The organism is Kordiimonas pumila (genome assembly GCF_015240255.1).
Lineage (GTDB): Bacteria > Pseudomonadota > Alphaproteobacteria > Sphingomonadales > Kordiimonadaceae > Kordiimonas > Kordiimonas pumila.
This window is the reverse complement of sequence record NZ_CP061205.1, coordinates 1,320,547-1,337,728: the sequence shown is the minus strand read 5'-3', so window position 1 is coordinate 1,337,728 and position 17,182 is coordinate 1,320,547. Positions and strand designations below refer to the sequence as shown.

Below are 17,182 nucleotides of genomic sequence, written 5' to 3'. Positions count from 1 at the left end.
CTGCCGCCCAAACAATTGATCGTATATGTGGCTTACACTATCAAGCTACATAGTACATATCTATCGCTACCTTGCGTTTACAAAAATCGCAAGTAGCTTGTCACATAAAGGCATAAAATTATCGAGGGTTATTACGCACTGTTTGAAAGCGGATCAGGCCGCCTGTTTGCCATCATAATAGTGCTATCCAGTTCAAAAACAACAGGACTGGCTGCAACAGCAGCAATTGCCATTTCAAATTCGGGTATATAATGAAAAAAGATATGGGCTTTTTTCGTCCCTTTTGGGCTGGGCACTTTTAACGAAAACTGCCCGTCTGTCATATCCAGTTCTATTTGCCGCAAATATGACATCAGGGTGCCATCTTCCATTTTAACAAAACTTTCCTTGATCGCCCACAGCGTAAAAAACAGCATCTGCCCTTCTGATTCAGGCATGGCGAGCAAAAGCTCTGCCTCTGCTTCAGGGAACCGGCGTTCAGCCACGCGCTGCCATTGAATTTCGGGGTCAATTTGCTGAATATCTATGCCGATTGGCGTGGTTTCACTAACCGCAATAGCCGAAATACCGTCTTCTGCACCGCCTGTATGCGACACAGAAAAAAACGGCGGTTCATCCTGTGAAAAACCATCCAGCCGTACACGGCGGCCCGCACCCGCCTGATGCAAAGGCACGGCCCCCGGCAACAGGCCCATATAACCGCCCAACATTTCCCGCAGCATGGTACGCGCTGTTACAAAGGCCGGGCGCGCACCTTCGTGCATGCCTGCCAGTCGTGCATGCTCCGCTTCTGAAAGCATATCTTGTTTTGTAAGGGCGGCATCTGCCGCACGGATCTTTATTTTTACTCGCTCAAGTGAACCTGCATCACCTGTCATACACAAACGCTCCCATTCTGTAACAAGCAATTGCCTGACACTTTTTACAGAACATCACCAGCCACAAGGCGATTTAATTACGAAATTTAAGCATGAAGCACGTTGGTTTCAAGGGAAAAACCCCGCCAATACTTATAGGGGCAGGGTTTTTAGTCCATCACTGGAGCACTATTTAATAAATTGTATCCACATATGGCAGGTCACTGTGATCGATCCCAATCAGGAAAATCGTGTCATTTGCTGTGGTTTCCACCATTAGGCCGTGGTTCCCGTCTACCACTGCATCGTAAGAATAATAGGCTAGGTCAAAATCGTCCCTGATCTCTGACAGACCGCTGAAAACAAGCGTGTCATCATAGAGGTCAAAGTCTTCAACAATGTCAAACCCGTGACCATCGGCAAAATAGAAATAGTCCTGCCCTGTGCCGCCGTTCAGCACATCATCGCCGCTACCGCCAAACAAGTCATCATCGCCGCTGCCGCCCTCAAGCGTATCCCAGCCAGAGCCGCCGTATAGCAGATCGTGGCCCGCCTCACCGGCCACTATATCATCGCCAGAGCCACCATAAACCGTATCGTTACCAGACCCGGCGTACAGATCGTCATAGCCAGAACTGCCACCCAAAATGTCATCGCCCGTACCGCCAAAAACGCTGTCGTTGCCGGTACCGCCGTATAGATCATCAAAGCCGCCATCGCCCCAGATATAATCGTCGCCGCTACCACCATAAACCGCGTCTGCACCGCCGCCCGCAAAAATATCATCATGACCACTGCCACCGCCGATGATGTCGGCATAGTTGCCGCCAACCACAAGGTCATTGCCGCTGCCTGCCCAGATTACGTTTGTTGACGCATAGCCTGCCGTTACTTCTTCGCCCAGTTCAAACCAGCCATTATCGCTAACCAGACCATCCTGCCAGCCACCGCCTACAAGCGTGTCGTTACCGTCACCGCCAACAAGCGTATCACGGCCATCATAATAATAGGGGTCATCAGGATAGCTATAACCGTACCAGCTTATATCGCTGTAGTAGCCATCATCAAAACCGCCGCCGATAATCAGGTCATCACCGCCGTAGCCCACCAGATAATCGTTACCGCCGCCACCAACGAGAAAATCATCGCCGCCGCTTGCAAAGAAGCTGCTGTTACTACCCGAACCGTTAAAGTGGTAATGCCCGCCAATGATAATACTGTAAGCCATTATGGTCTCCTCATGCCGCTATTACTTTGTTGTTAGCCCTAAAAGAACACAGACCGCCTGAATGCAAAATGAACATAGGCTTCAGGAAATGGCTTTTATCAAAACACACGCTAAAATTTGCATCGTTTATTCACACCTTTTTAACAGCTATGTGCTGTACTGAGCATACGCCGTACCTGAAGGCACTTCCAGTTAGTTTGCCATCAAAACCCACTAGATTAAAAGTACAGAGCACGCCCATGTCACCTGTCACACCGCAAGAAAAAAGCGATGTCTCCCTGCCAGACACAGAGGAAAACACGCCCGCAACAGCAGGCCAAAGCGCAGAAAACACCGAGAATAAAGAGGAGATTGCGGGTGAGGATGAAGCAGAGACACAGCCTTTAGAACCAGCCCTGCCCCCGCTTGCCACTGTACTGGTGCTGGATACCAGCACCATAATGCACCGTATTTTGACACAGATGCTTGCTAAATCGCGCATTGACACACAAGCCGCCCGCAAAAAAGCAGACGCGATGGACCTGTGCCACAAAACAGAGTTTGATATGATTTTGGTGGAGGTAAGCCCGCCCAAATACAATGGCACAGATATTACGGGTGAAATACGGGCACTTGGTGGTGCCTATAAAACCGTGCCGATTGTGGCCATTTCAGCAAACCTGACAAAAGCAGACTGGCCCCCATACGCCGAAGCAGGTATGGCGGCTTTTGTCAAAAAACCGGTAAACGAAATAAACCTTTTGAACATCATGCGAAAAGAACTGCAACTTCCACTGGAAAAAGCAGTAGCAAAGCCGCTGGACGACGATGACATTCACGCCATAGCAGGGGAAGACGAGCTTTCACTTTTAAACTGGGAAACCGTGCGGGAATATCATGCCATTTTAAAAAATGATTACCGCAGCATGATGGAAGATTTTTTAGTGCTGGCTCCAAGCCTGATCAAAGCGATCGGTGAAGCTGTTGTGGCTGGGGATGCCAAAAAGGTGGGGGAACTGGCGCACCAGTTGAAATCTACCAGTTTGATATTCGGGGCAGAGCATATGTCGAATGCAGCGGCCCAGCTTGAAATTATGGGTTACAACGACAACCTTGCAGACGCGAACCAGTTTTACAAAGAATTGCACATGCTGTTTTCACGTATCAAGCCTGCACTTAAAAAGAAGCTGGTGCTGCTGCACAACGCCCCATAAATTCTCGAAAAAAGTGTATTACGGTAAGATTTTATTTATCATTATACGCTATAGTTGAAATTCAGGCACATCAGGCATCTGCGAGAGAGGTGTGCAGGCGGGGTAACTATAGCGAGTGATTGGCGTCCTCCGGCCAAACGGCCACCCCCACCTGCACTATTAATTTCGCCTTTTAAGGCTGGCCCAGATCGTAAACTTCATCTCTGCTATACTGAAGTGGTACAACAAGCTGCCCCTGCCTGTCGATCTGCCCCCACAAACCACCTTGTACGGCAAAATGGTCGCCTTCCGCTACTGCGGTGCAGCCATTGCAGACATATGCCCTGCTCTGTTGAAACGGCGCAGCAAAGTCATATTCTGCGGGCACCACAACATGCAGGCAGGCATCTAAAAAACCAACCTTGCCCTCATCCATGTAGCGCATCAGCCCCTCGACCAGATAATCAGGGCCGTTGTCATAAAGATACCCTTTAAAACGCTTATCGCCATTTTCATCAATCAGGTAACCATCTGCGAAGGCATAGCCATAGTTTGTAAAACCATGAGCTAAATGATACTGAGGCTTTATACGAATAGTGCCATCTTGTGTTTTATACCCCCATAAACCCGCTTCTTGGTATAGCTCTAATGTTTCTTTTGCCCGGCACATAGAGCTGTCACAGCCAAAAGCCGTAAAAGACAGTAAATGGCCCATCAGGAGACAATAAAATACATACCGCACGGTAATCACCCCTTTATTCAGGTAAAAACCACAGCCTTACAGCTATGGCTTTTAAAAAATAGTCCTCAGACTTATCACGCGTTTTCTGACCATCCCAGACTGTAAAATGCCCTGATGCATCACCCCAAACACCTGACGCATCTATTATCAATGTAAAAAAAACCGTACAGTTAAGAAACTACATCTACTTGTTTACTAAGGAACCTCATGACTAGGTAAAAAAGGTTCAGGAGCAGGAACAGAAACCGGATCGCTTTTTTGAGGAGCAGGAGGCATATATATTCTTGGATCAAATGGCTTATTGGGATCGAGATAACCTTCTCTCCATGCCTCTTCCTGAGCTTCACGGTAAGCATCATGACCAAGCTTCGATACCGCCCCTTTATAAAGTTCAGCTACCATTACCCCCATATGATAATATACCAACCTTATTTGTGGGCTTCTCAGCATCCAAGACTGTTTACTGACCACTTCTAGGAGTTCATCCTCAAATGCTTCGTCAGCCTCTTCTTTGGACCAATTAATATAAGTATAACGTTTATCATGTTTATTGCATGGTTCTAAAAAATTGTAGCCCAGTGGAAAGTCAGGAACCTTTATACCATCTTCAGCACCGCAGCCATTCGATAACGGCAAGCCTGACATAGTAGATATAAGATAAGCTAAGTCCTTATGAATATTTGGTAAATGTCTTTGTAAAACATTCATTAATTCGTTTAAGGCCAAAACGCCCAATCGCCTACCACTATCAAAAACATGCAGCAATACAACCAAGATCATTTTGCGAATAATCTTATCAGATGAAAGGCTTTGAATTTGGTTTAAAGAGATTTTTTCAAACCCAGCTGGAACAATTAGGGACGTCCCAGAAAACGGTGCCTTCTGCTTCGATAAAAAAAACATACCAATTTCTTGATTATATTTCTCATGTCCCCCAAAGGTCCATGGTCCTGATGGCAAATCAGCTTTTATAATACGAATAAAATCGCTTGGAATACCGGTTATTCTTTGCCCCGTGTCTTTGTTAAGGAACGATACACCTTGAAGAACAAGAGAAAGCTTGTAACGAAAATCTGACGTTACATCAAATAATTGAGCACTGAACCTAATTTTTTTCCCATCTTTTATATGAGAAGAATATGCTTTGAGTAATGTTTCAAGTTTTTGAAACAGCATGGCACCAAACTCATTGGGGACAGGGCAATTTTGAGGCTTGGCCGTACTGTTAACAAAAGAACTTTCAATAACATACAAAATAGAAGTATGGCGAATTGAAGCAACTTTATGAACTCTTAACCGTAGTAATTGGTTCATTTTTTTTAGAACAGGACTATTCGGCAATAAAGTAACAGGGTCGTTTTTTTTATATATATTTTTGCTACCTTTAGGCTCTTCCTCTGACCGAAACTCATGCTCAACCTCAAATTTTTTTATAGCTTCATATAAACTTTCACTCACTTGCCCTGATATTGCATCTGTATAATAAATGCCTTTAGAATAGGAAATGTTCTTTAACGCTAATTGAATTATTGCAACGTCATGCTTATAATTTGATTTCCCTTTACCTATAGATCTTTCAATTTCTATTATCACCTATTCCCTCCACTTTTCCCGGCTAACGCCTTTCAGCTTTTCAATAGTTCTAAGGCCGCCAAGGCCCAGCATGGACATCAGAACTGTTACCAGCGTTTCAGTGCCGGAAAGTGCAGGCGGGGCCGGCATATCAGGGAAAAAGGCAAGGCGCAGCCAGCTAAAGATATCAGCCCCCATAAAATGCCACATAAGGGCAAAACCACACACCCAGCCAATGAAAGGCCGCCAACCAGCCACAAACACGCTCGGGTGTTTTGCTTCCTCGCGGTTTACTTCCATTTGCGCCATGCCGGTGCGCAGAATTTCCATCTCGATCTGGTGGATAAATTCGGCTTTTTTGTCCTTATCAACAATCAGTTTGTCGATGGGGCCGGTAACCACGCCTAAAATGGTATCAAGCAAGGGAATACCCATAATGATTTCCTATAGTAGCAGGTTCTCTAAAGCGGCCAGTGCCAAAAAGCATGTACCAGCACCGCAAGCGCCGCCAGCATCAGGCCAGTTTGTAAGAGGTCAGATACCAGATCACGCCGCATTATGTTCCGCCTCCGAAACAAAATGCTCCAGCGGCTTAATGCCCTGTGCTACCTGCTGTTCGCCGTTATCGCTGCGAAAAAAGGTGAGCACCTCACGGCGGTTGCCGCCCATGCGTCGGTGCGAAATATGTACCCATTGCTGCAGTTCCTTGCCGGTGCGTTCCCGCATTTCGTAAATAAGCTGGTCGAACGGTAAGGTGTCGAGGGCGGCAAGCGTGAAGGCTGCATCTGCCACCTTAAGCCCGCGGGGGATAAAGTCGGCGGCTTCCCCTAGCATATGCTGGCTGTTGCGGGCGCCGCCAATAAGCCGGTTGAGCGTGGCGCAGCGATAGCCAGAGGTAATGATAAGCGGGGCATTCAACAGAAGCCGGGCTGGCTCCAGCACACATTCTGCCAGCGCCTTCAGGTTCGCATGTTCTGATACCTCCCGCGGGATGTTATACAGCCCTTGGGCTTCTGCCGTTTTGCTGCGGGTAAGTTCGCGCAGGGTAAAATGCGGGGAAAGCGCCTCAGATTGGTCAAATGTCATGTTATAGCCGGTTCTACCGGTAAGCCGGTACCCGCTCATGACAACCACCCAAGCTTGTCTGCGACCAAAAACATGGTAAGCCCGCCAAGTTTGGTAAGCGCCACCAGCATCAGCTTCACCACCAGTCCCCAGCGGCGTTTGCATTCTTCCTCGTGCCGTTCGATACGGTCAAGCGCGAGGGTTGCGCGCATCAAGGCCGCGTTTGCTGTGGTGCTGCCATCAAGCACAGCCGCACCGTTTGCCAGGTTATATTCCTGTTTGGTCCCTACCAACATAGCAGCACCCACACCGCCACAAGCAGAAAAAGGCTTAGTACAGCCGCCACCACAAGCCCCCGCATTCTAGGCAGTACAGGCAGGAAGCGGCATTTTTCAGAGATCACGCATAAAAAAAGGCCCGCCTGAGCGAGCCTTTTTTGCACATAGGAAAAGGCAGCATAAAGCCACCCAAAGATCAGGTTTTTCATAAGGATTACTTTTCTGTTAGCGTTTTAAATTAACCAATGCGGCGCAGTAAAGCGACAAGCATCTCTTTGGTTGCAGCAGGTATTTTTGTCTTTTTTATAATAAGCTCGGCTTCTTCAAGTGGCAGAAACTCGATCGGGCTTTTATGCTGTACCGGTTTATTTTTCCTGACATTAAATCGCATAGACTGTGTACCTTTCTTCAAAGTACTTTGCGCTTTGACACAAAATCCGAATGGTTCCTGTTTCCTCTGCCGTTACTTCAAGCGAGCCATCGCTTACCGTCACTACTTCATTATTTACCAGCACATTGAACGGCAGAGGCAGGCCCGACAAAACAGCCTCGGCAACACCGTCCGCCGTAAATGTTGTTGTGCTTAGGATTGCCCCTAGCGCTGTTTTGTCCATAACAGTTTCGGTTGCCACATCCACATAGTGCACTTGTGGGTCAGCGCTCCCTTCAATGATTGAATGATAGGCACCCATGCAGGCTACCGCTGATAAAAAATCGCTATCTGATAGTAAATTAATAGCGCCGTGTTTTTGTGCATCTGGGTGGGAAGCATTTATATAAATAATCCACATAAGGCTACCTCTTGATCACGAGTGCGGTCATCGCAACATTCCGAACATAAGCCGCTGCACCAGACGACAAGTAATTGCATGTAATTTCCACTTCAAACGGCGGCGAAATAGCCCCCTGAAACCGAGTTGTTAAAGGAATAGCGCTGTATTTATCTGCCGTCCCGATTGTGTGGCTTTCTTCTGTGACAAAACCGCCATCCTTCGTGGTGCTACCGTCTTTTACCTTCATCAGGAAATTCGCCCTGCCACCTGAAATCACCAGATACGGAATGGCCGTAACCACAACCTTATCTGTACTGGCGTTATAGACTGGTACACTCACACTCCCTTTTGTAACCGCCGTATCTAGTGGTAAAGCCGTCAGGTCGTATGTACTCATGCTCCAGTTAGCTTCAGAGACGGCATTATTATCAATTTCGCCGGTTCCAACACTATCAAGGTCAGATAGCGCCCCTTCCCCTTTCAGGGGTACAGCGGCAGACCACGAACCAGTGCCCGCCAGCCTTTCTCTGAAATAACGATCACTTGCTGTGGGGGTGGTATGCCAGCTACTGCTGCCATTCACACTATATTCACGTTCAAAAATGCTGCTGGCGATATTCAGCGGGGTTGACCAACTGCCCGCCAGCGAACCATTTGCACTGCGCCATACCCAGCTTTCCCATGCCGGGTTACCGTTTTCAGCCGGAATACCATCAGACCAGCCACTTGGGTTGGTGCCAGACGGGGTCGAAGGCTGGCTGGCCGAGCGTTTATAAATAAAGTCTTTATACCCGCCGTTTGCGCCGTCTTCGCCCGGTTCGCCGACAATGCGAATAGGGTCAGACCATGCGGCAGCCCCCGCGAGCCTTTGGTGCATGTAAAAATCAGACACTAAAAACGCGGCGTGCCAACTTATGGCATCAGAAGAATATTCAATTTCAAGGCCACTACCCCCCACTTCCTGCGGGGTGGTCCACACGTCGATCAGGCTACCGTCTGAGTGTTTTAACGCTGTTGTCATCCACAAGGGGGTGCCGTCTGCCTCTGGTGGGCCGTCAGCCCAGCCAGCCGGGTTTTCCTCTGTCGGTGTTGCAGGCTGGGTTGCCGCCCGCTTGAAGCGAATATCCTTGTAGCTGCCCCCTGCGGCGAGCAGTGCCCAGTAATCGGTATCGTCAGGTTCCACGCCTGATGTTGCCGCAAGGGCTGTAAAAATATAACTGCTGCCCAAATAGGTAACAACATCGCCTTTGCTGTAGGTTTCGCTGTCATCGTAAGCACCCCGGTGCACGGTTCTGGTGGCACCGTCCTCGATATTATCAAGTTTTGTGGGCACACCAACAAGATTAAGAGTGGCCTCAACAGGGTCAGATGTTATGCCGCGCTGCGTGGTATAGGTCACGCTCACGTCGTAACTTTCGTCGCTTGTAAGGCCGTTAATAATGGCAGACGTGCTACCGCCTGTTAAAATCATGCTGGCGCCGTAAACACTATCTGCGGTTTTTTTCCATGCAACCTCAACCGATGCAACGGTTGGGCCGCCTGTGGGGGCTGCCCACGCAACAACAACACCGCTGATCACACTGCCATCAGCATTGGTTTCATAGTTTGCCGTTAGTTCAAGGTCTTGCAGGGCCGGTGGGTCTAGCCACAAGTCAGGGTTATAGGGGCTGTTTACCAGTGGCTCTTCAACAAGCGCTGGTGCGCCGTACACCGTGGGATCATACTTTATCAGATCAACCGACACATCAAGATCAGACGAAATTGTAACCGCTTCGACCATGAAATAACTGTTATTAAAGCCTTTATCGGCATAGGTAATTGCTATTACATCACCCGGTTCCAGCAATAGGGCCTTTGGTGCCAGTTGCAGTTTTTTGATCACCGGGCTAACCCGGCTTTTACGCACAACATATTCGGCATAGGCCTGCGCACGGTAAAAATCTGTCACGCTTTCAAGCGCTATATTTGTGTGCAGTTCCTGCCCGTTATCTTCATCGCGGTAATCGCTGTACTGGTCGCTGCTAAGTTCTGGCCAACTAACGGTATCCAGCTCATAATCCTTGTTTGCATTCGGGAACTCAACCGTCACCCGGTTCAGGCGTTCGCTGCGCATGCCGCGTTCAATGGTCCAGCCACCCATTATGGTATTTTCATCAAAGCTCATAACCGGGCTAGCCACCACATCTTCAATGATGAGCTTGTGCTTGCCGTTTGACCACGGCAACGACCACCCCATGCCTTCAAGCAGCTTTTTGGTGTTTTTCACCACCCCCTCTTTAGGGTCCAGCACCACATCTGCGGTATAAAGCGGCTGTGTGGTGCCTGTTTGGTCGGGGCGCTGATCACTGTAAAATGCCCCAATTGGGATAGTGGTAAAATTACCAAGGGCCCTGTCCCAGTAAAGCGGAATAACAGCGCCTGTCTGGTTCACCTGCCGCGCCGGGATATCCATATCGCTGTCGCAGAGATCAGCCGCTGTCGCAAAGCTTGCAAAATCAATATCGCTGTCTGGTGCATTCAGGCCGTAACTGCTCATCAGGTAGTTCAGGGCAACAAGCGCACGGTTATTGGAATACAGCCATGTTGACGGGTCGCTCAGGCTTTGGTCATCGTCGCGCGGGTCATAAACCCTAACACCCTGCACCAGCGCGGTTAGTTCCGGTTCGGAATCAAACTGTGGTTTGCTGTGCGACGCCAAAAACCGCGACCATGTGTAAGCCACACCAAGGCCTTTGTGGTTTGCTGTCCAGTCGCTGTGACCTAAAGCAAGCTCGGCTGCGGCGGGCTGGGTTTCGGTGCCGTACATGCTCATGGTGCGAATGTAAGGCCGGGCATTAAAGCGCGCTGCTGTGTGGGAATCGCCGTCCACCCAAAAACGCCTTATGGCAGAGATTTCGCCCTGCCCCCATACGTCAATACGGTTTAGCCAGTTATTGTCATCGTATGACTTTTCATACTCGTGGAGGGGAAACGGGTTATAAACATGGTTATAAGCTGCCGCATTTGTGATCGGCATATTGTTTGTAGACACCACCTTAAACACGGTTATGGGGTCTACCCTGCGTTCCCCGTATATGATGGGCAGGCCCGCCGCAGCCGAAACTTTTTGCAGTTCAATTTTACGCTTTGGCGCACTCGTAAGGCCCAGAATGCCAGTTAAAAAACCTAGAAAACCCATTATTTTTCTGCCCCCCAGCCAATATTTTCGCGTTCACGGTGCGCATATTGGAAAAACTTGTCGCCCGCATAGATATCTTCCTGATTATTGCTGCTGGTCATACGGCCTGCTGTCAGGTTTGGTTTCGACCAAGGGCTGGTAAGGCTGATTGTCAGAGTGGAATTGCTGCCACTTTCCTGCTCTTGCCATGTGTGGAACGTGCCTTTGTACATGCCAATTGCCTCGCCCCCAACCACACTGCCGCCAGCATCCAGTAATACAAGTTGCACCGTACATTCAGCACCCGTGCGGTTAGAGGCTGCTAATAAACCTGCATATTGCTGGTCAGCGCCAGAAAGTGTCAGGCTATAGCCTTGCAGTTTTATTTCGCGCTCGCGCACAATAGACGGCAAGGTAAGAATATCGCCCTGGCTAATATATGTGTGGCCGCCGTAGCTAATATCCACGCCCCAGTCGGTTAGGTAAATATTCGCAGGCAGGTTAATAAGCCAAGCAAACCGCAGGCTCTCTGCGGCCAATGCTGCCGCTAAAGTCGATGATACAGAAAGCATGTTAAACCCTTTCCACCAGTTCAAGTTGCAGGCTGATAAGCCCGTTTTTTGCAAGGGAAAATTCCTGTGTGTCGCTGGTAAACGAGCAGCGCATATAAGGGCTTGTGGCCGATACAGTACCGCTACCCCGCTGCGGCGGGCTGTATGTCAGGGGGCCAGTGCCGGTAATCATATGCAGCTTTGTATCATCAGAAAAATTCACAAAACTGCCCACATTCAAGCCGCCAACCCCGTTAAGCTGCGGTACATCCACCCTAAAAATGCCGTGCCGCCCCTGCATTTCCTGCAAAAAGGCAAGCAGCGGCGCAGCGGTTGCTTTGTGCATGGGGTTATAAACCAGGGTCATGGAATATGACTGCCCGCCGTACAGCCTGCTTAAAATACGGCCACTTGAGGCAGTTGAAACCTTGGTGCGCTGCCTTGGTGTGATGCGCACAGAAGCAGGTGCCGGCGTGGCCGGTAAATATATGTCAGTCATGGAATACTCCGGCTAGGGCGGGTAAAAACAAGGGCTTAGGCGAAGGGGGCTTCCATCGCGTAATCAGCAAAAATATTGCGGATCATACCTTCAAGCGCATTGCGGTTTGAATAAACGGCATCCCCGCTGGCCTCACCGTTAATTGTAAGGTTAATAGACGGGCTGTTGGTCACGTGGGAACTACGGTCATAGGCAGGGCTACTGCTGCTTTGCTGCGCCTGTAGAAAACTGGAAAGGTCTGCGTTCAGGCGGCTACCCACTACCCGCTCGCCCTGCTCAAGCAAATAGGTGCCCGTAGACGGGATTTTTGACAGGCCATCGTGGGCCTGCCCCTTAATGGTGGCAAGGGACGCGGCCCCCTTTGCTACAGCATATGCCACAGCTGTAATATTTTCTGGAAAAGGCTCTTTTAAGGCTGAGGTAACACCAACAGCGGTGTTCCGGATAGCATCACCAATAGCAAGTGCCTTGCGCACTACAGCCATTTTTTTGGCGCCTAAAATGGTATCGCCCACCTCAAGTGCCAGATTTTTGGCCTTCTCTTTATTCAGCTTGCCATCTTTATCAATCAGATCAGCATAATATGTGTTCCAGATTTCTGAAAGTGCCGTGACTTTTTCCTGAACTTTTTCAAGAAAGCTGCCGCCATCACCCTCAGGTGCTATAGCGCCGAGAAAGGCTGAAGCACCGCCCAGTGCCTGCCCCACCACACCATTTTCTTTGTTTTCAACAACAGCATCAACCACTGTCTGCACATTGGCAGCGCCGCCGTTTAATGCATCGACCAGCATTTCAAGCGGTTTGGCCGCAGCACCTAAGCCAACCTCTTGCAACATATCAATAATCGGCTGAATTTTGCCCGTAGCATCTGTCAGTACACCGGGCAACTTTGCAAGGGCGCTTTGCGGTTCTGCCTGTGCGGCAGCGCCGCCGCCTTCGCCCGAAGCGGCTGTTTGTTCTTCTGTCATGCTATCCGTACTTTTCTATAAGAGATGTAAGTTCTGCCCGTGTCATGGCCGAGGCTTTTGCCGGTGCATCGGGGTTTAGCCCGCGTGCCCGTTTCCAGCCTCTTACGGCCATCATCACTTCGGGCAGAGTTGCCGCCATGACGGTTGCCGGTTGCCAGCCCAACACAGCGCAGGTTTCGGCAACAGTAAACCAGTCAAGCGCGCTGTCTGTCGCCGTATCTATTGTGTCTGTAACTGGGCCTGTATCTGGAACTGTATCTGTTGCTATGGCTTCTGCCTCTACGGCTTTCCCGGCGCCCCCATTTGGGGGTTAAGGGTTGCCTCAAGACAGCTTGAAATAGCTGTCGCCGCCTCTGCAAGCCCGGCTTTCACCAGTGTTTCAGCCGCCGCTTTTTGGGCCAGTTCATCAGTAAAATCGCCCGATGTCATGGCCAGATACAGAACCGCCATATCTTTCAGGCGAAACTCAGGAAACCGCGTGGCAAGGAAAGGCACCAGCCCCATACCAAAATGGTCTTCAAGGTCCATCATGGTGCCAATGGTTAAGCGTAGGCGCATGGTACGCGCCCCCACCTGTAGGCTGGCTTCGCCGCATATTTTACGTGCCATTCTAATTTCCTTAAAGGGTTGCAACAGTAACAGCACCTGAGCTGTTAAGCTGAATACTGTATGTTACGGCTTCACCGTCATTACCGTTTAGCGTTAGTTTGCTAATGGAAAACACGCCGGTATAAGTGGCAAAGTCGGGCACCACAATACGGCAGGAAGGGTGTGTGCGGGCCAGCGTATGGTCGTGCACCCGCTTAAAGCTGGCATCATCTACAAACACACCGTCACCGGTAATAGAAACCGCCACATTACCCGAACCCGGGAGCAGCTCTTTAAAGCCGTTGCTGTCCTTGTTGGTAATATCAACAGCCTCGCCGCTTATATCGAAACTGTTTGTTTTAATTCCGCCAACCACGACATAGTTTTCGTCGTCAAAATCGCCTGATCCATCGTGAATCTTGATCAGTAGGTCACGTCCTTGTTGTGCAGCCACTTTTTCTCTCCTTTATGGGTATGTGGAATGCTGGAATATCGCCCCGAAGCGGCTTGCAACCACAGCCCAAACGGGGTTATGGTGCTTAAACACTGCGTGAGGGGTATGAAATGAAAACTGTTTTTGCGGCCTGTGTTGCCATCTGTTTTGCGGTGCCGTTGCACGCAGCAGATGAAACCCAGAACACAAACCGAATTTACCGGCTAGAAACCCAGGTAAAAACACTTCAGGAAACTGTCAGTAGCCTGCAGGAAGAAAACGAAATTCTAAAGGATCAGGTCGCCCGGCTTTCAGGCAATGCAAACCTGCCTGCCGCAAACTGCGCTGACCGCACGGCGGCGCTTGAAGCCAAACTGGAACACCTTCAAAAAATTGGTTTCCGCGAAACGCACCCAGACACCATCAATGCTCAGGCCCAGCTTGCAAAAGCGAAATCTGAATGTGCTACAGAAGCAGAAGCCGCTACGGCTGCCGCCGCACCAAAAGGCGCTGGTTGCACGGCCACCATTGCTGCCCTGCAGGACCAGAAAGACAAGCTGATTGTTTTAGGTTTCAAGGAAAACCATCCTGACATTCACGCACTTTCAGCCAAAATAAAAGCCGCTACGGCTGAGTGCAACAAAGCAGGCTAAACTGCCCTAGCTTGCATAAACCAGCGCGGCATAGGTCAGGCGGCCACGGTACAGGCTGCCGTCCTCGTTCCACTGTCTGGTTACAGCAGCGCTTTGCAGCCTGAGAGAAACAAGACTGTAACCCACCACGCCAAGCGCGGCTTTATCCAGCACCCTGTCTACCTCTGCCATTAGCTCTTTTACCTCTAGCTGCGATGGTTCCTTTGACCACAGGATTATGTCAAAACTAATGGATGCACCGTCCCTGTCTTTCAGGTCATTTGGTTGCAGGTTGGTGCCGCCCATTGCCGCATAGGGATAAGAGGCCCCTGTTGGGGCTTCATCGTACACCCCCGTTACCAGCGCCGATAGGCTGGTGGCTGCGGCAAGCGCTGCAAACACAGCTTCCTGCAACCGAAAGCATGCCATAGCTGTCATGGGGTTTCTCCCTCTATCAAACGGGTATCGAACGTTAGTGTGGGGTTTGTACCCAGCATGCGCTCTGTGCCTTGAATGCGGTAGCGCACGCCGCGCCACACCACGACCCTCGCTGCCTGATAGGCCGCATTATACCGCACTTTAAACCGTGCTGATGTGGGGTATATTTGCTTGTCAGCGCGTTCCACACCACCTGCCAAACCTTCTGTAACCTCGGCCCATACGTCAGTTATAATCGGGGTGGTTTTTGTAATGCGCCCCCCTGCCCCAATTACATTTTGCTCCTGCATCAGGGTGATACGGTGTCGCATACCTGCAAGCATAGTCATAGCCGCACCGTGCGGTAAGGCGCAAGAATACCGAGCGCACCACTTGCCTTTAAAGCGGGATCACCGCTGGTATCACCCCGGTTATAATAGAGGTGTGTGACCAGCATTAAAAGTGCCTGCCTTATGCCTGCGGGCACTGTGTTCCAGTCTGCCCCAAAGCCTGCGGTAACAGTTATTTTAATGCCGTCTGCGGGCACACCCGGCTGGGGCCACACACGTCCATATTTGCGCACTATAGCAGGGGCAAGGCCCGGCTTTAGGTAATAGTCATCTGTATTCCATGCGCTTGTGGTGCCATCTGCGGCTGTTACCCCAATAGATGCCACCGCGCTTACAGGCCGCACCGGTAGTGGCGCATGGAAAATATCAGATTGCAGCATGCTGACAACGCCGTCTGCAACGCCGTTCCACCATGTGCCTGTTCCGGCCTGTGTCTCGGGCCATGTATCCAGATAAACTGCCACGGTACGGTTAATAAGCGCCATATCAAGCCAGGTTTCAACAAGGGTTACGCTGGTGCTGATAAGGGCACCAAGAGCCGCGTCTTCCTCTGCCCCGTCAATGCGTAGATGGTCTTTCACTTCGTCAAGCAATACCGGCACATATGCGGGCTGCAACAAGGTTTCTGTGCGCATGGTTATCTCTCCATAATATGAAGGGTTACGCTGCGCTCTGCTGTGCGGCCTGCGTCTGTTACAATTTTGCCGGAAAGCCGGTAGCGGTGCCCCGCCGCACCACCCGATACATATATGCCGCGTGTGCTGCCCGTGCCCACTTCGCTGCCAAGGGTGGGGGCGCTGCCACCTGCCGGGTCTAGCGACCATGATACGGTGCTAATGCTTTCCCCGCCTGATAGCCAGCCCGACCAGTCAAAGCTATAGTCAACGACCGAAGCCGGGTCTTTTGCATAAACTGTCATGATGTTTCCTATATTCTGTGTGGGGCACCGGGCGCTAGGTGCCCTGCGTTAAAGTGAACCAGCCAGATGCAGGCGGGGTGATGGTAAAGCCGCTGTTCTGGGCTTCAAGCGCGCCGCCTACGGGCGCAAGATCAGCAATACCAAAGAGCAGGCTGTCCGCCACAAGTGCCTTTGGGCTGCCAAATACCAGCACCAGATAGCGCACTGGGCCAACTGTGACCGGGTTGCCAAAAATAATACTGTCTGTTGTAAAGCGTACCGCGCCATCCACTAGGCTAACCGACAGCCCTGTAACCGCACTGCGGGCATAGGTGCCGCCTGTAATTTCATCAGCGAGAATATCAGCAAACTCCGCATGGCTTGCCGTGCTTGGTGTGTGGGAAGGCCGTAAAAGAAGCGCCGCCAGCCGCGCGCTTTCAAGTGCAGGCATCGTGCCCGCAAGCAAGACCTTCAGGGCACTATCATATAAGGTAATGGGGCTTGCATCCACGGCAGCTCTCCCTCTGGTTCGTTGGTTTTCTATGTCATTCCATATAGGACGGTGGTTTTGCGAGCCGCCCCTAGGTGCGCACGACAAAAACAGCTGGCTGCACCAGTACCGTCCGCCGGGCAGCAGCAGTGCCAGATACCGGATCGGCCAAAACAACCGCCTCAGTTCCTATAAGCCTAAGGGGCTGCACACCTGCGGTCTTGCCAACAGTGAGCTGGGGCAGGCCGGAAACCGGCCCACCGCCAAGGCTTGTTTCTGCTAAAAGCATGAAACCCGCCTTTAAACTGATACAGCAGATTGCCCAGCACCCTCAGATGCGGCAATGGCTGAAAGCGCGTTAAACGCATCAACATAGGCAGGCATTTCAGCCCCTTGTAGCTGTGTTCGCTGCAAAAACTGAATAATGGTTTTAGCCTGTTTGGCAGAAAGAACGGGGGTTTCGATTGGAACTGTATCAGTCATTTTATTACTCCGGAGGGAAGTTACCCTGC

General features: G+C 50.5%; 25 protein-coding genes. 3 read left to right on the top strand and 22 right to left on the bottom strand.

Features of this window, described 5'->3' with window-relative positions; all coding sequences use genetic code 11:
* Positions 1-131 precede the first annotated feature (131 nt).
* Together ICL80_RS05760 and ICL80_RS05755 are read right to left on the bottom strand one after the other, a co-directional pair.
* The gene (locus ICL80_RS05760; protein ID WP_194215143.1) at positions 132-878 is read right to left on the bottom strand and encodes a 4'-phosphopantetheinyl transferase family protein; all 747 of its coding nucleotides are present in this window, start codon (positions 876-878) and stop codon (positions 132-134) included.
* Positions 879-1,050: 172 nt separating this feature from the next.
* Entirely contained in the window at positions 1,051-2,085 is a 1,035-nt protein-coding gene (locus tag ICL80_RS05755) for a calcium-binding protein (protein ID WP_194215142.1), read from the bottom strand.
* Positions 2,086-2,324: 239 nt separating this feature from the next.
* On the opposite strand from ICL80_RS05755, the gene ICL80_RS05750 reads away from it, so the two are divergent.
* On the top strand, positions 2,325-3,278 hold the full coding sequence (locus ICL80_RS05750; protein WP_194215141.1) for a response regulator: 954 nt from the start codon (positions 2,325-2,327) through the stop codon (positions 3,276-3,278).
* A 172-nt stretch (positions 3,279-3,450) separates the two neighbouring features.
* Here ICL80_RS05750 and ICL80_RS05745 read toward each other — a convergent pair whose 3' ends face one another.
* The 11 genes from ICL80_RS05745 to ICL80_RS05695 form a co-directional block, all read right to left on the bottom strand.
* Complete coding sequence (locus ICL80_RS05745) at positions 3,451-3,999, bottom strand: WG repeat-containing protein (RefSeq protein ID WP_194215140.1); 549 nt, start codon at positions 3,997-3,999, stop codon at positions 3,451-3,453.
* A gap of 195 nt (positions 4,000-4,194) precedes the next feature.
* Positions 4,195-5,592 carry a hypothetical protein gene (locus tag ICL80_RS05740; protein WP_194215139.1) on the bottom strand — a complete coding sequence of 466 codons (1,398 nt, stop codon included), beginning with the start codon at positions 5,590-5,592 and terminating at the stop codon, positions 4,195-4,197.
* Positions 5,593-6,006, bottom strand: a complete 414-nt coding sequence (locus tag ICL80_RS05735; RefSeq protein WP_194215138.1) for a 3TM-type holin — start codon at positions 6,004-6,006, stop codon at positions 5,593-5,595.
* Between the two features lie 111 nt (positions 6,007-6,117).
* Positions 6,118-6,696 (bottom strand): D-Ala-D-Ala carboxypeptidase family metallohydrolase, encoded by a 579-nt coding sequence (locus ICL80_RS05730; RefSeq protein WP_228073828.1) that lies wholly within the window; start codon positions 6,694-6,696, stop codon positions 6,118-6,120.
* The gene (locus ICL80_RS05725; RefSeq protein WP_194215137.1) at positions 6,693-6,932 is read right to left on the bottom strand and encodes a hypothetical protein; all 240 of its coding nucleotides are present in this window, start codon (positions 6,930-6,932) and stop codon (positions 6,693-6,695) included. The genes ICL80_RS05730 and ICL80_RS05725 overlap by 4 nt, the downstream gene beginning before the upstream one ends.
* Before the next feature lie 220 nt (positions 6,933-7,152).
* Positions 7,153-7,305, bottom strand: coding sequence for a hypothetical protein (locus ICL80_RS05720; protein ID WP_194215136.1), 153 nt, complete (start codon positions 7,303-7,305; stop codon positions 7,153-7,155).
* A complete protein-coding gene (locus ICL80_RS05715) occupies positions 7,295-7,705 on the bottom strand; it encodes a hypothetical protein (RefSeq protein ID WP_194215135.1) in 411 nt (136 codons plus the stop codon). The genes ICL80_RS05720 and ICL80_RS05715 overlap by 11 nt, the downstream gene beginning before the upstream one ends.
* 4 nt (positions 7,706-7,709) lie before the next feature.
* Positions 7,710-10,865: a phage tail protein gene (locus ICL80_RS05710; RefSeq protein ID WP_194215134.1), complete on the bottom strand. Its 3,156-nt coding sequence runs from the start codon at positions 10,863-10,865 to the stop codon at positions 7,710-7,712.
* On the bottom strand, positions 10,865-11,416 hold the full coding sequence (locus ICL80_RS05705; protein WP_194215133.1) for a hypothetical protein: 552 nt from the start codon (positions 11,414-11,416) through the stop codon (positions 10,865-10,867). Before ICL80_RS05705 ends, ICL80_RS05710 begins: the two co-directional genes overlap by 1 nt.
* A gap of 1 nt (position 11,417) precedes the next feature.
* Positions 11,418-11,894, bottom strand: coding sequence for a hypothetical protein (locus tag ICL80_RS05700; RefSeq protein ID WP_194215132.1), 477 nt, complete (start codon positions 11,892-11,894; stop codon positions 11,418-11,420).
* A 35-nt stretch (positions 11,895-11,929) separates the two neighbouring features.
* The gene (locus ICL80_RS05695; protein WP_194215131.1) at positions 11,930-12,862 is read right to left on the bottom strand and encodes a hypothetical protein; all 933 of its coding nucleotides are present in this window, start codon (positions 12,860-12,862) and stop codon (positions 11,930-11,932) included.
* A gap of 44 nt (positions 12,863-12,906) precedes the next feature.
* Between ICL80_RS05695 and ICL80_RS05690 the strand changes: the two genes are divergently transcribed.
* On the top strand, positions 12,907-13,176 hold the full coding sequence (locus tag ICL80_RS05690; RefSeq protein ID WP_194215130.1) for a hypothetical protein: 270 nt from the start codon (positions 12,907-12,909) through the stop codon (positions 13,174-13,176).
* Here the strand turns inward: ICL80_RS05690 and ICL80_RS05685 are convergent.
* Both ICL80_RS05685 and ICL80_RS05680 read right to left on the bottom strand, forming a co-directional pair.
* Entirely contained in the window at positions 13,142-13,471 is a 330-nt protein-coding gene (locus tag ICL80_RS05685; protein WP_194215129.1) for a GTA-gp10 family protein, read from the bottom strand. The two genes, ICL80_RS05690 and ICL80_RS05685, sit on opposite strands and share 35 nt — an antisense overlap.
* Before the next feature lie 10 nt (positions 13,472-13,481).
* Positions 13,482-13,904, bottom strand: coding sequence for a phage major tail protein, TP901-1 family (locus ICL80_RS05680; RefSeq protein WP_194215128.1), 423 nt, complete (start codon positions 13,902-13,904; stop codon positions 13,482-13,484).
* Positions 13,905-14,014: 110 nt separating this feature from the next.
* On the opposite strand from ICL80_RS05680, the gene ICL80_RS05675 reads away from it, so the two are divergent.
* On the top strand, positions 14,015-14,536 hold the full coding sequence (locus tag ICL80_RS05675) for a hypothetical protein (protein ID WP_194215127.1): 522 nt from the start codon (positions 14,015-14,017) through the stop codon (positions 14,534-14,536).
* 6 nt (positions 14,537-14,542) lie between these two features.
* Here the strand turns inward: ICL80_RS05675 and ICL80_RS05670 are convergent, their stop codons facing one another.
* From ICL80_RS05670 to ICL80_RS05640, 7 genes are all read right to left on the bottom strand, one after another.
* Positions 14,543-14,953 (bottom strand): DUF3168 domain-containing protein, encoded by a 411-nt coding sequence (locus ICL80_RS05670; RefSeq protein WP_194215126.1) that lies wholly within the window; start codon positions 14,951-14,953, stop codon positions 14,543-14,545.
* Positions 14,950-15,282 carry a phage head closure protein gene (locus ICL80_RS05665; protein WP_194215125.1) on the bottom strand — a complete coding sequence of 111 codons (333 nt, stop codon included), beginning with the start codon at positions 15,280-15,282 and terminating at the stop codon, positions 14,950-14,952. The genes ICL80_RS05670 and ICL80_RS05665 overlap by 4 nt, the downstream gene beginning before the upstream one ends.
* A complete protein-coding gene (locus ICL80_RS05660; protein WP_194215124.1) occupies positions 15,279-15,917 on the bottom strand; it encodes a head-tail connector protein in 639 nt (212 codons plus the stop codon). The genes ICL80_RS05665 and ICL80_RS05660 overlap by 4 nt, the downstream gene beginning before the upstream one ends.
* A gap of 2 nt (positions 15,918-15,919) precedes the next feature.
* A complete protein-coding gene (locus ICL80_RS05655) occupies positions 15,920-16,201 on the bottom strand; it encodes a phage fiber-tail adaptor protein (protein WP_194215123.1) in 282 nt (93 codons plus the stop codon).
* Between the two features lie 34 nt (positions 16,202-16,235).
* Positions 16,236-16,691 (bottom strand): hypothetical protein, encoded by a 456-nt coding sequence (locus tag ICL80_RS05650; RefSeq protein ID WP_194215122.1) that lies wholly within the window; start codon positions 16,689-16,691, stop codon positions 16,236-16,238.
* A 70-nt stretch (positions 16,692-16,761) separates the two neighbouring features.
* Positions 16,762-16,959 carry a hypothetical protein gene (locus tag ICL80_RS05645; RefSeq protein ID WP_194215121.1) on the bottom strand — a complete coding sequence of 66 codons (198 nt, stop codon included), beginning with the start codon at positions 16,957-16,959 and terminating at the stop codon, positions 16,762-16,764.
* A gap of 11 nt (positions 16,960-16,970) precedes the next feature.
* Entirely contained in the window at positions 16,971-17,153 is a 183-nt protein-coding gene (locus ICL80_RS05640) for a hypothetical protein (RefSeq protein ID WP_194215120.1), read from the bottom strand.
* Positions 17,154-17,182 lie beyond the last annotated feature (29 nt).

Excerpts from the sequence above, each read along its gene's own strand:
- ICL80_RS05760 (WP_194215143.1), bottom strand. The coding sequence starts at position 878 with ATGACAGGTGATGCAGGTTCACTTGAGCGAGTAAAAATAAAGATCCGT.
- ICL80_RS05755 (WP_194215142.1), bottom strand. The coding sequence starts at position 2,085 with ATGGCTTACAGTATTATCATTGGCGGGCATTACCACTTTAACGGTTCG.
- ICL80_RS05750 (WP_194215141.1), top strand. The coding sequence starts at position 2,325 with ATGTCACCTGTCACACCGCAAGAAAAAAGCGATGTCTCCCTGCCAGAC.
- ICL80_RS05735 (WP_194215138.1), bottom strand. The coding sequence starts at position 6,006 with ATGGGTATTCCCTTGCTTGATACCATTTTAGGCGTGGTTACCGGCCCC.
- ICL80_RS05730 (WP_228073828.1), bottom strand. The coding sequence starts at position 6,696 with ATGAGCGGGTACCGGCTTACCGGTAGAACCGGCTATAACATGACATTT.
- ICL80_RS05725 (WP_194215137.1), bottom strand. The coding sequence starts at position 6,932 with ATGTTGGTAGGGACCAAACAGGAATATAACCTGGCAAACGGTGCGGCT.
- ICL80_RS05720 (WP_194215136.1), bottom strand. The coding sequence starts at position 7,305 with ATGCGATTTAATGTCAGGAAAAATAAACCGGTACAGCATAAAAGCCCG.
- ICL80_RS05715 (WP_194215135.1), bottom strand. The coding sequence starts at position 7,705 with ATGTGGATTATTTATATAAATGCTTCCCACCCAGATGCACAAAAACAC.
- ICL80_RS05710 (WP_194215134.1), bottom strand. The coding sequence starts at position 10,865 with ATGGGTTTTCTAGGTTTTTTAACTGGCATTCTGGGCCTTACGAGTGCG.
- ICL80_RS05705 (WP_194215133.1), bottom strand. The coding sequence starts at position 11,416 with ATGCTTTCTGTATCATCGACTTTAGCGGCAGCATTGGCCGCAGAGAGC.
- ICL80_RS05700 (WP_194215132.1), bottom strand. The coding sequence starts at position 11,894 with ATGACTGACATATATTTACCGGCCACGCCGGCACCTGCTTCTGTGCGC.
- ICL80_RS05695 (WP_194215131.1), bottom strand. The coding sequence starts at position 12,862 with ATGACAGAAGAACAAACAGCCGCTTCGGGCGAAGGCGGCGGCGCTGCC.
- ICL80_RS05690 (WP_194215130.1), top strand. The coding sequence starts at position 12,907 with ATGGCCGAGGCTTTTGCCGGTGCATCGGGGTTTAGCCCGCGTGCCCGT.
- ICL80_RS05685 (WP_194215129.1), bottom strand. The coding sequence starts at position 13,471 with ATGGCACGTAAAATATGCGGCGAAGCCAGCCTACAGGTGGGGGCGCGT.
- ICL80_RS05675 (WP_194215127.1), top strand. The coding sequence starts at position 14,015 with ATGAAAACTGTTTTTGCGGCCTGTGTTGCCATCTGTTTTGCGGTGCCG.
- ICL80_RS05670 (WP_194215126.1), bottom strand. The coding sequence starts at position 14,953 with ATGACAGCTATGGCATGCTTTCGGTTGCAGGAAGCTGTGTTTGCAGCG.
- ICL80_RS05665 (WP_194215125.1), bottom strand. The coding sequence starts at position 15,282 with ATGACTATGCTTGCAGGTATGCGACACCGTATCACCCTGATGCAGGAG.
- ICL80_RS05660 (WP_194215124.1), bottom strand. The coding sequence starts at position 15,917 with ATGCGCACAGAAACCTTGTTGCAGCCCGCATATGTGCCGGTATTGCTT.
- ICL80_RS05655 (WP_194215123.1), bottom strand. The coding sequence starts at position 16,201 with ATGACAGTTTATGCAAAAGACCCGGCTTCGGTCGTTGACTATAGCTTT.
- ICL80_RS05645 (WP_194215121.1), bottom strand. The coding sequence starts at position 16,959 with ATGCTTTTAGCAGAAACAAGCCTTGGCGGTGGGCCGGTTTCCGGCCTG.
- ICL80_RS05640 (WP_194215120.1), bottom strand. The coding sequence starts at position 17,153 with ATGACTGATACAGTTCCAATCGAAACCCCCGTTCTTTCTGCCAAACAG.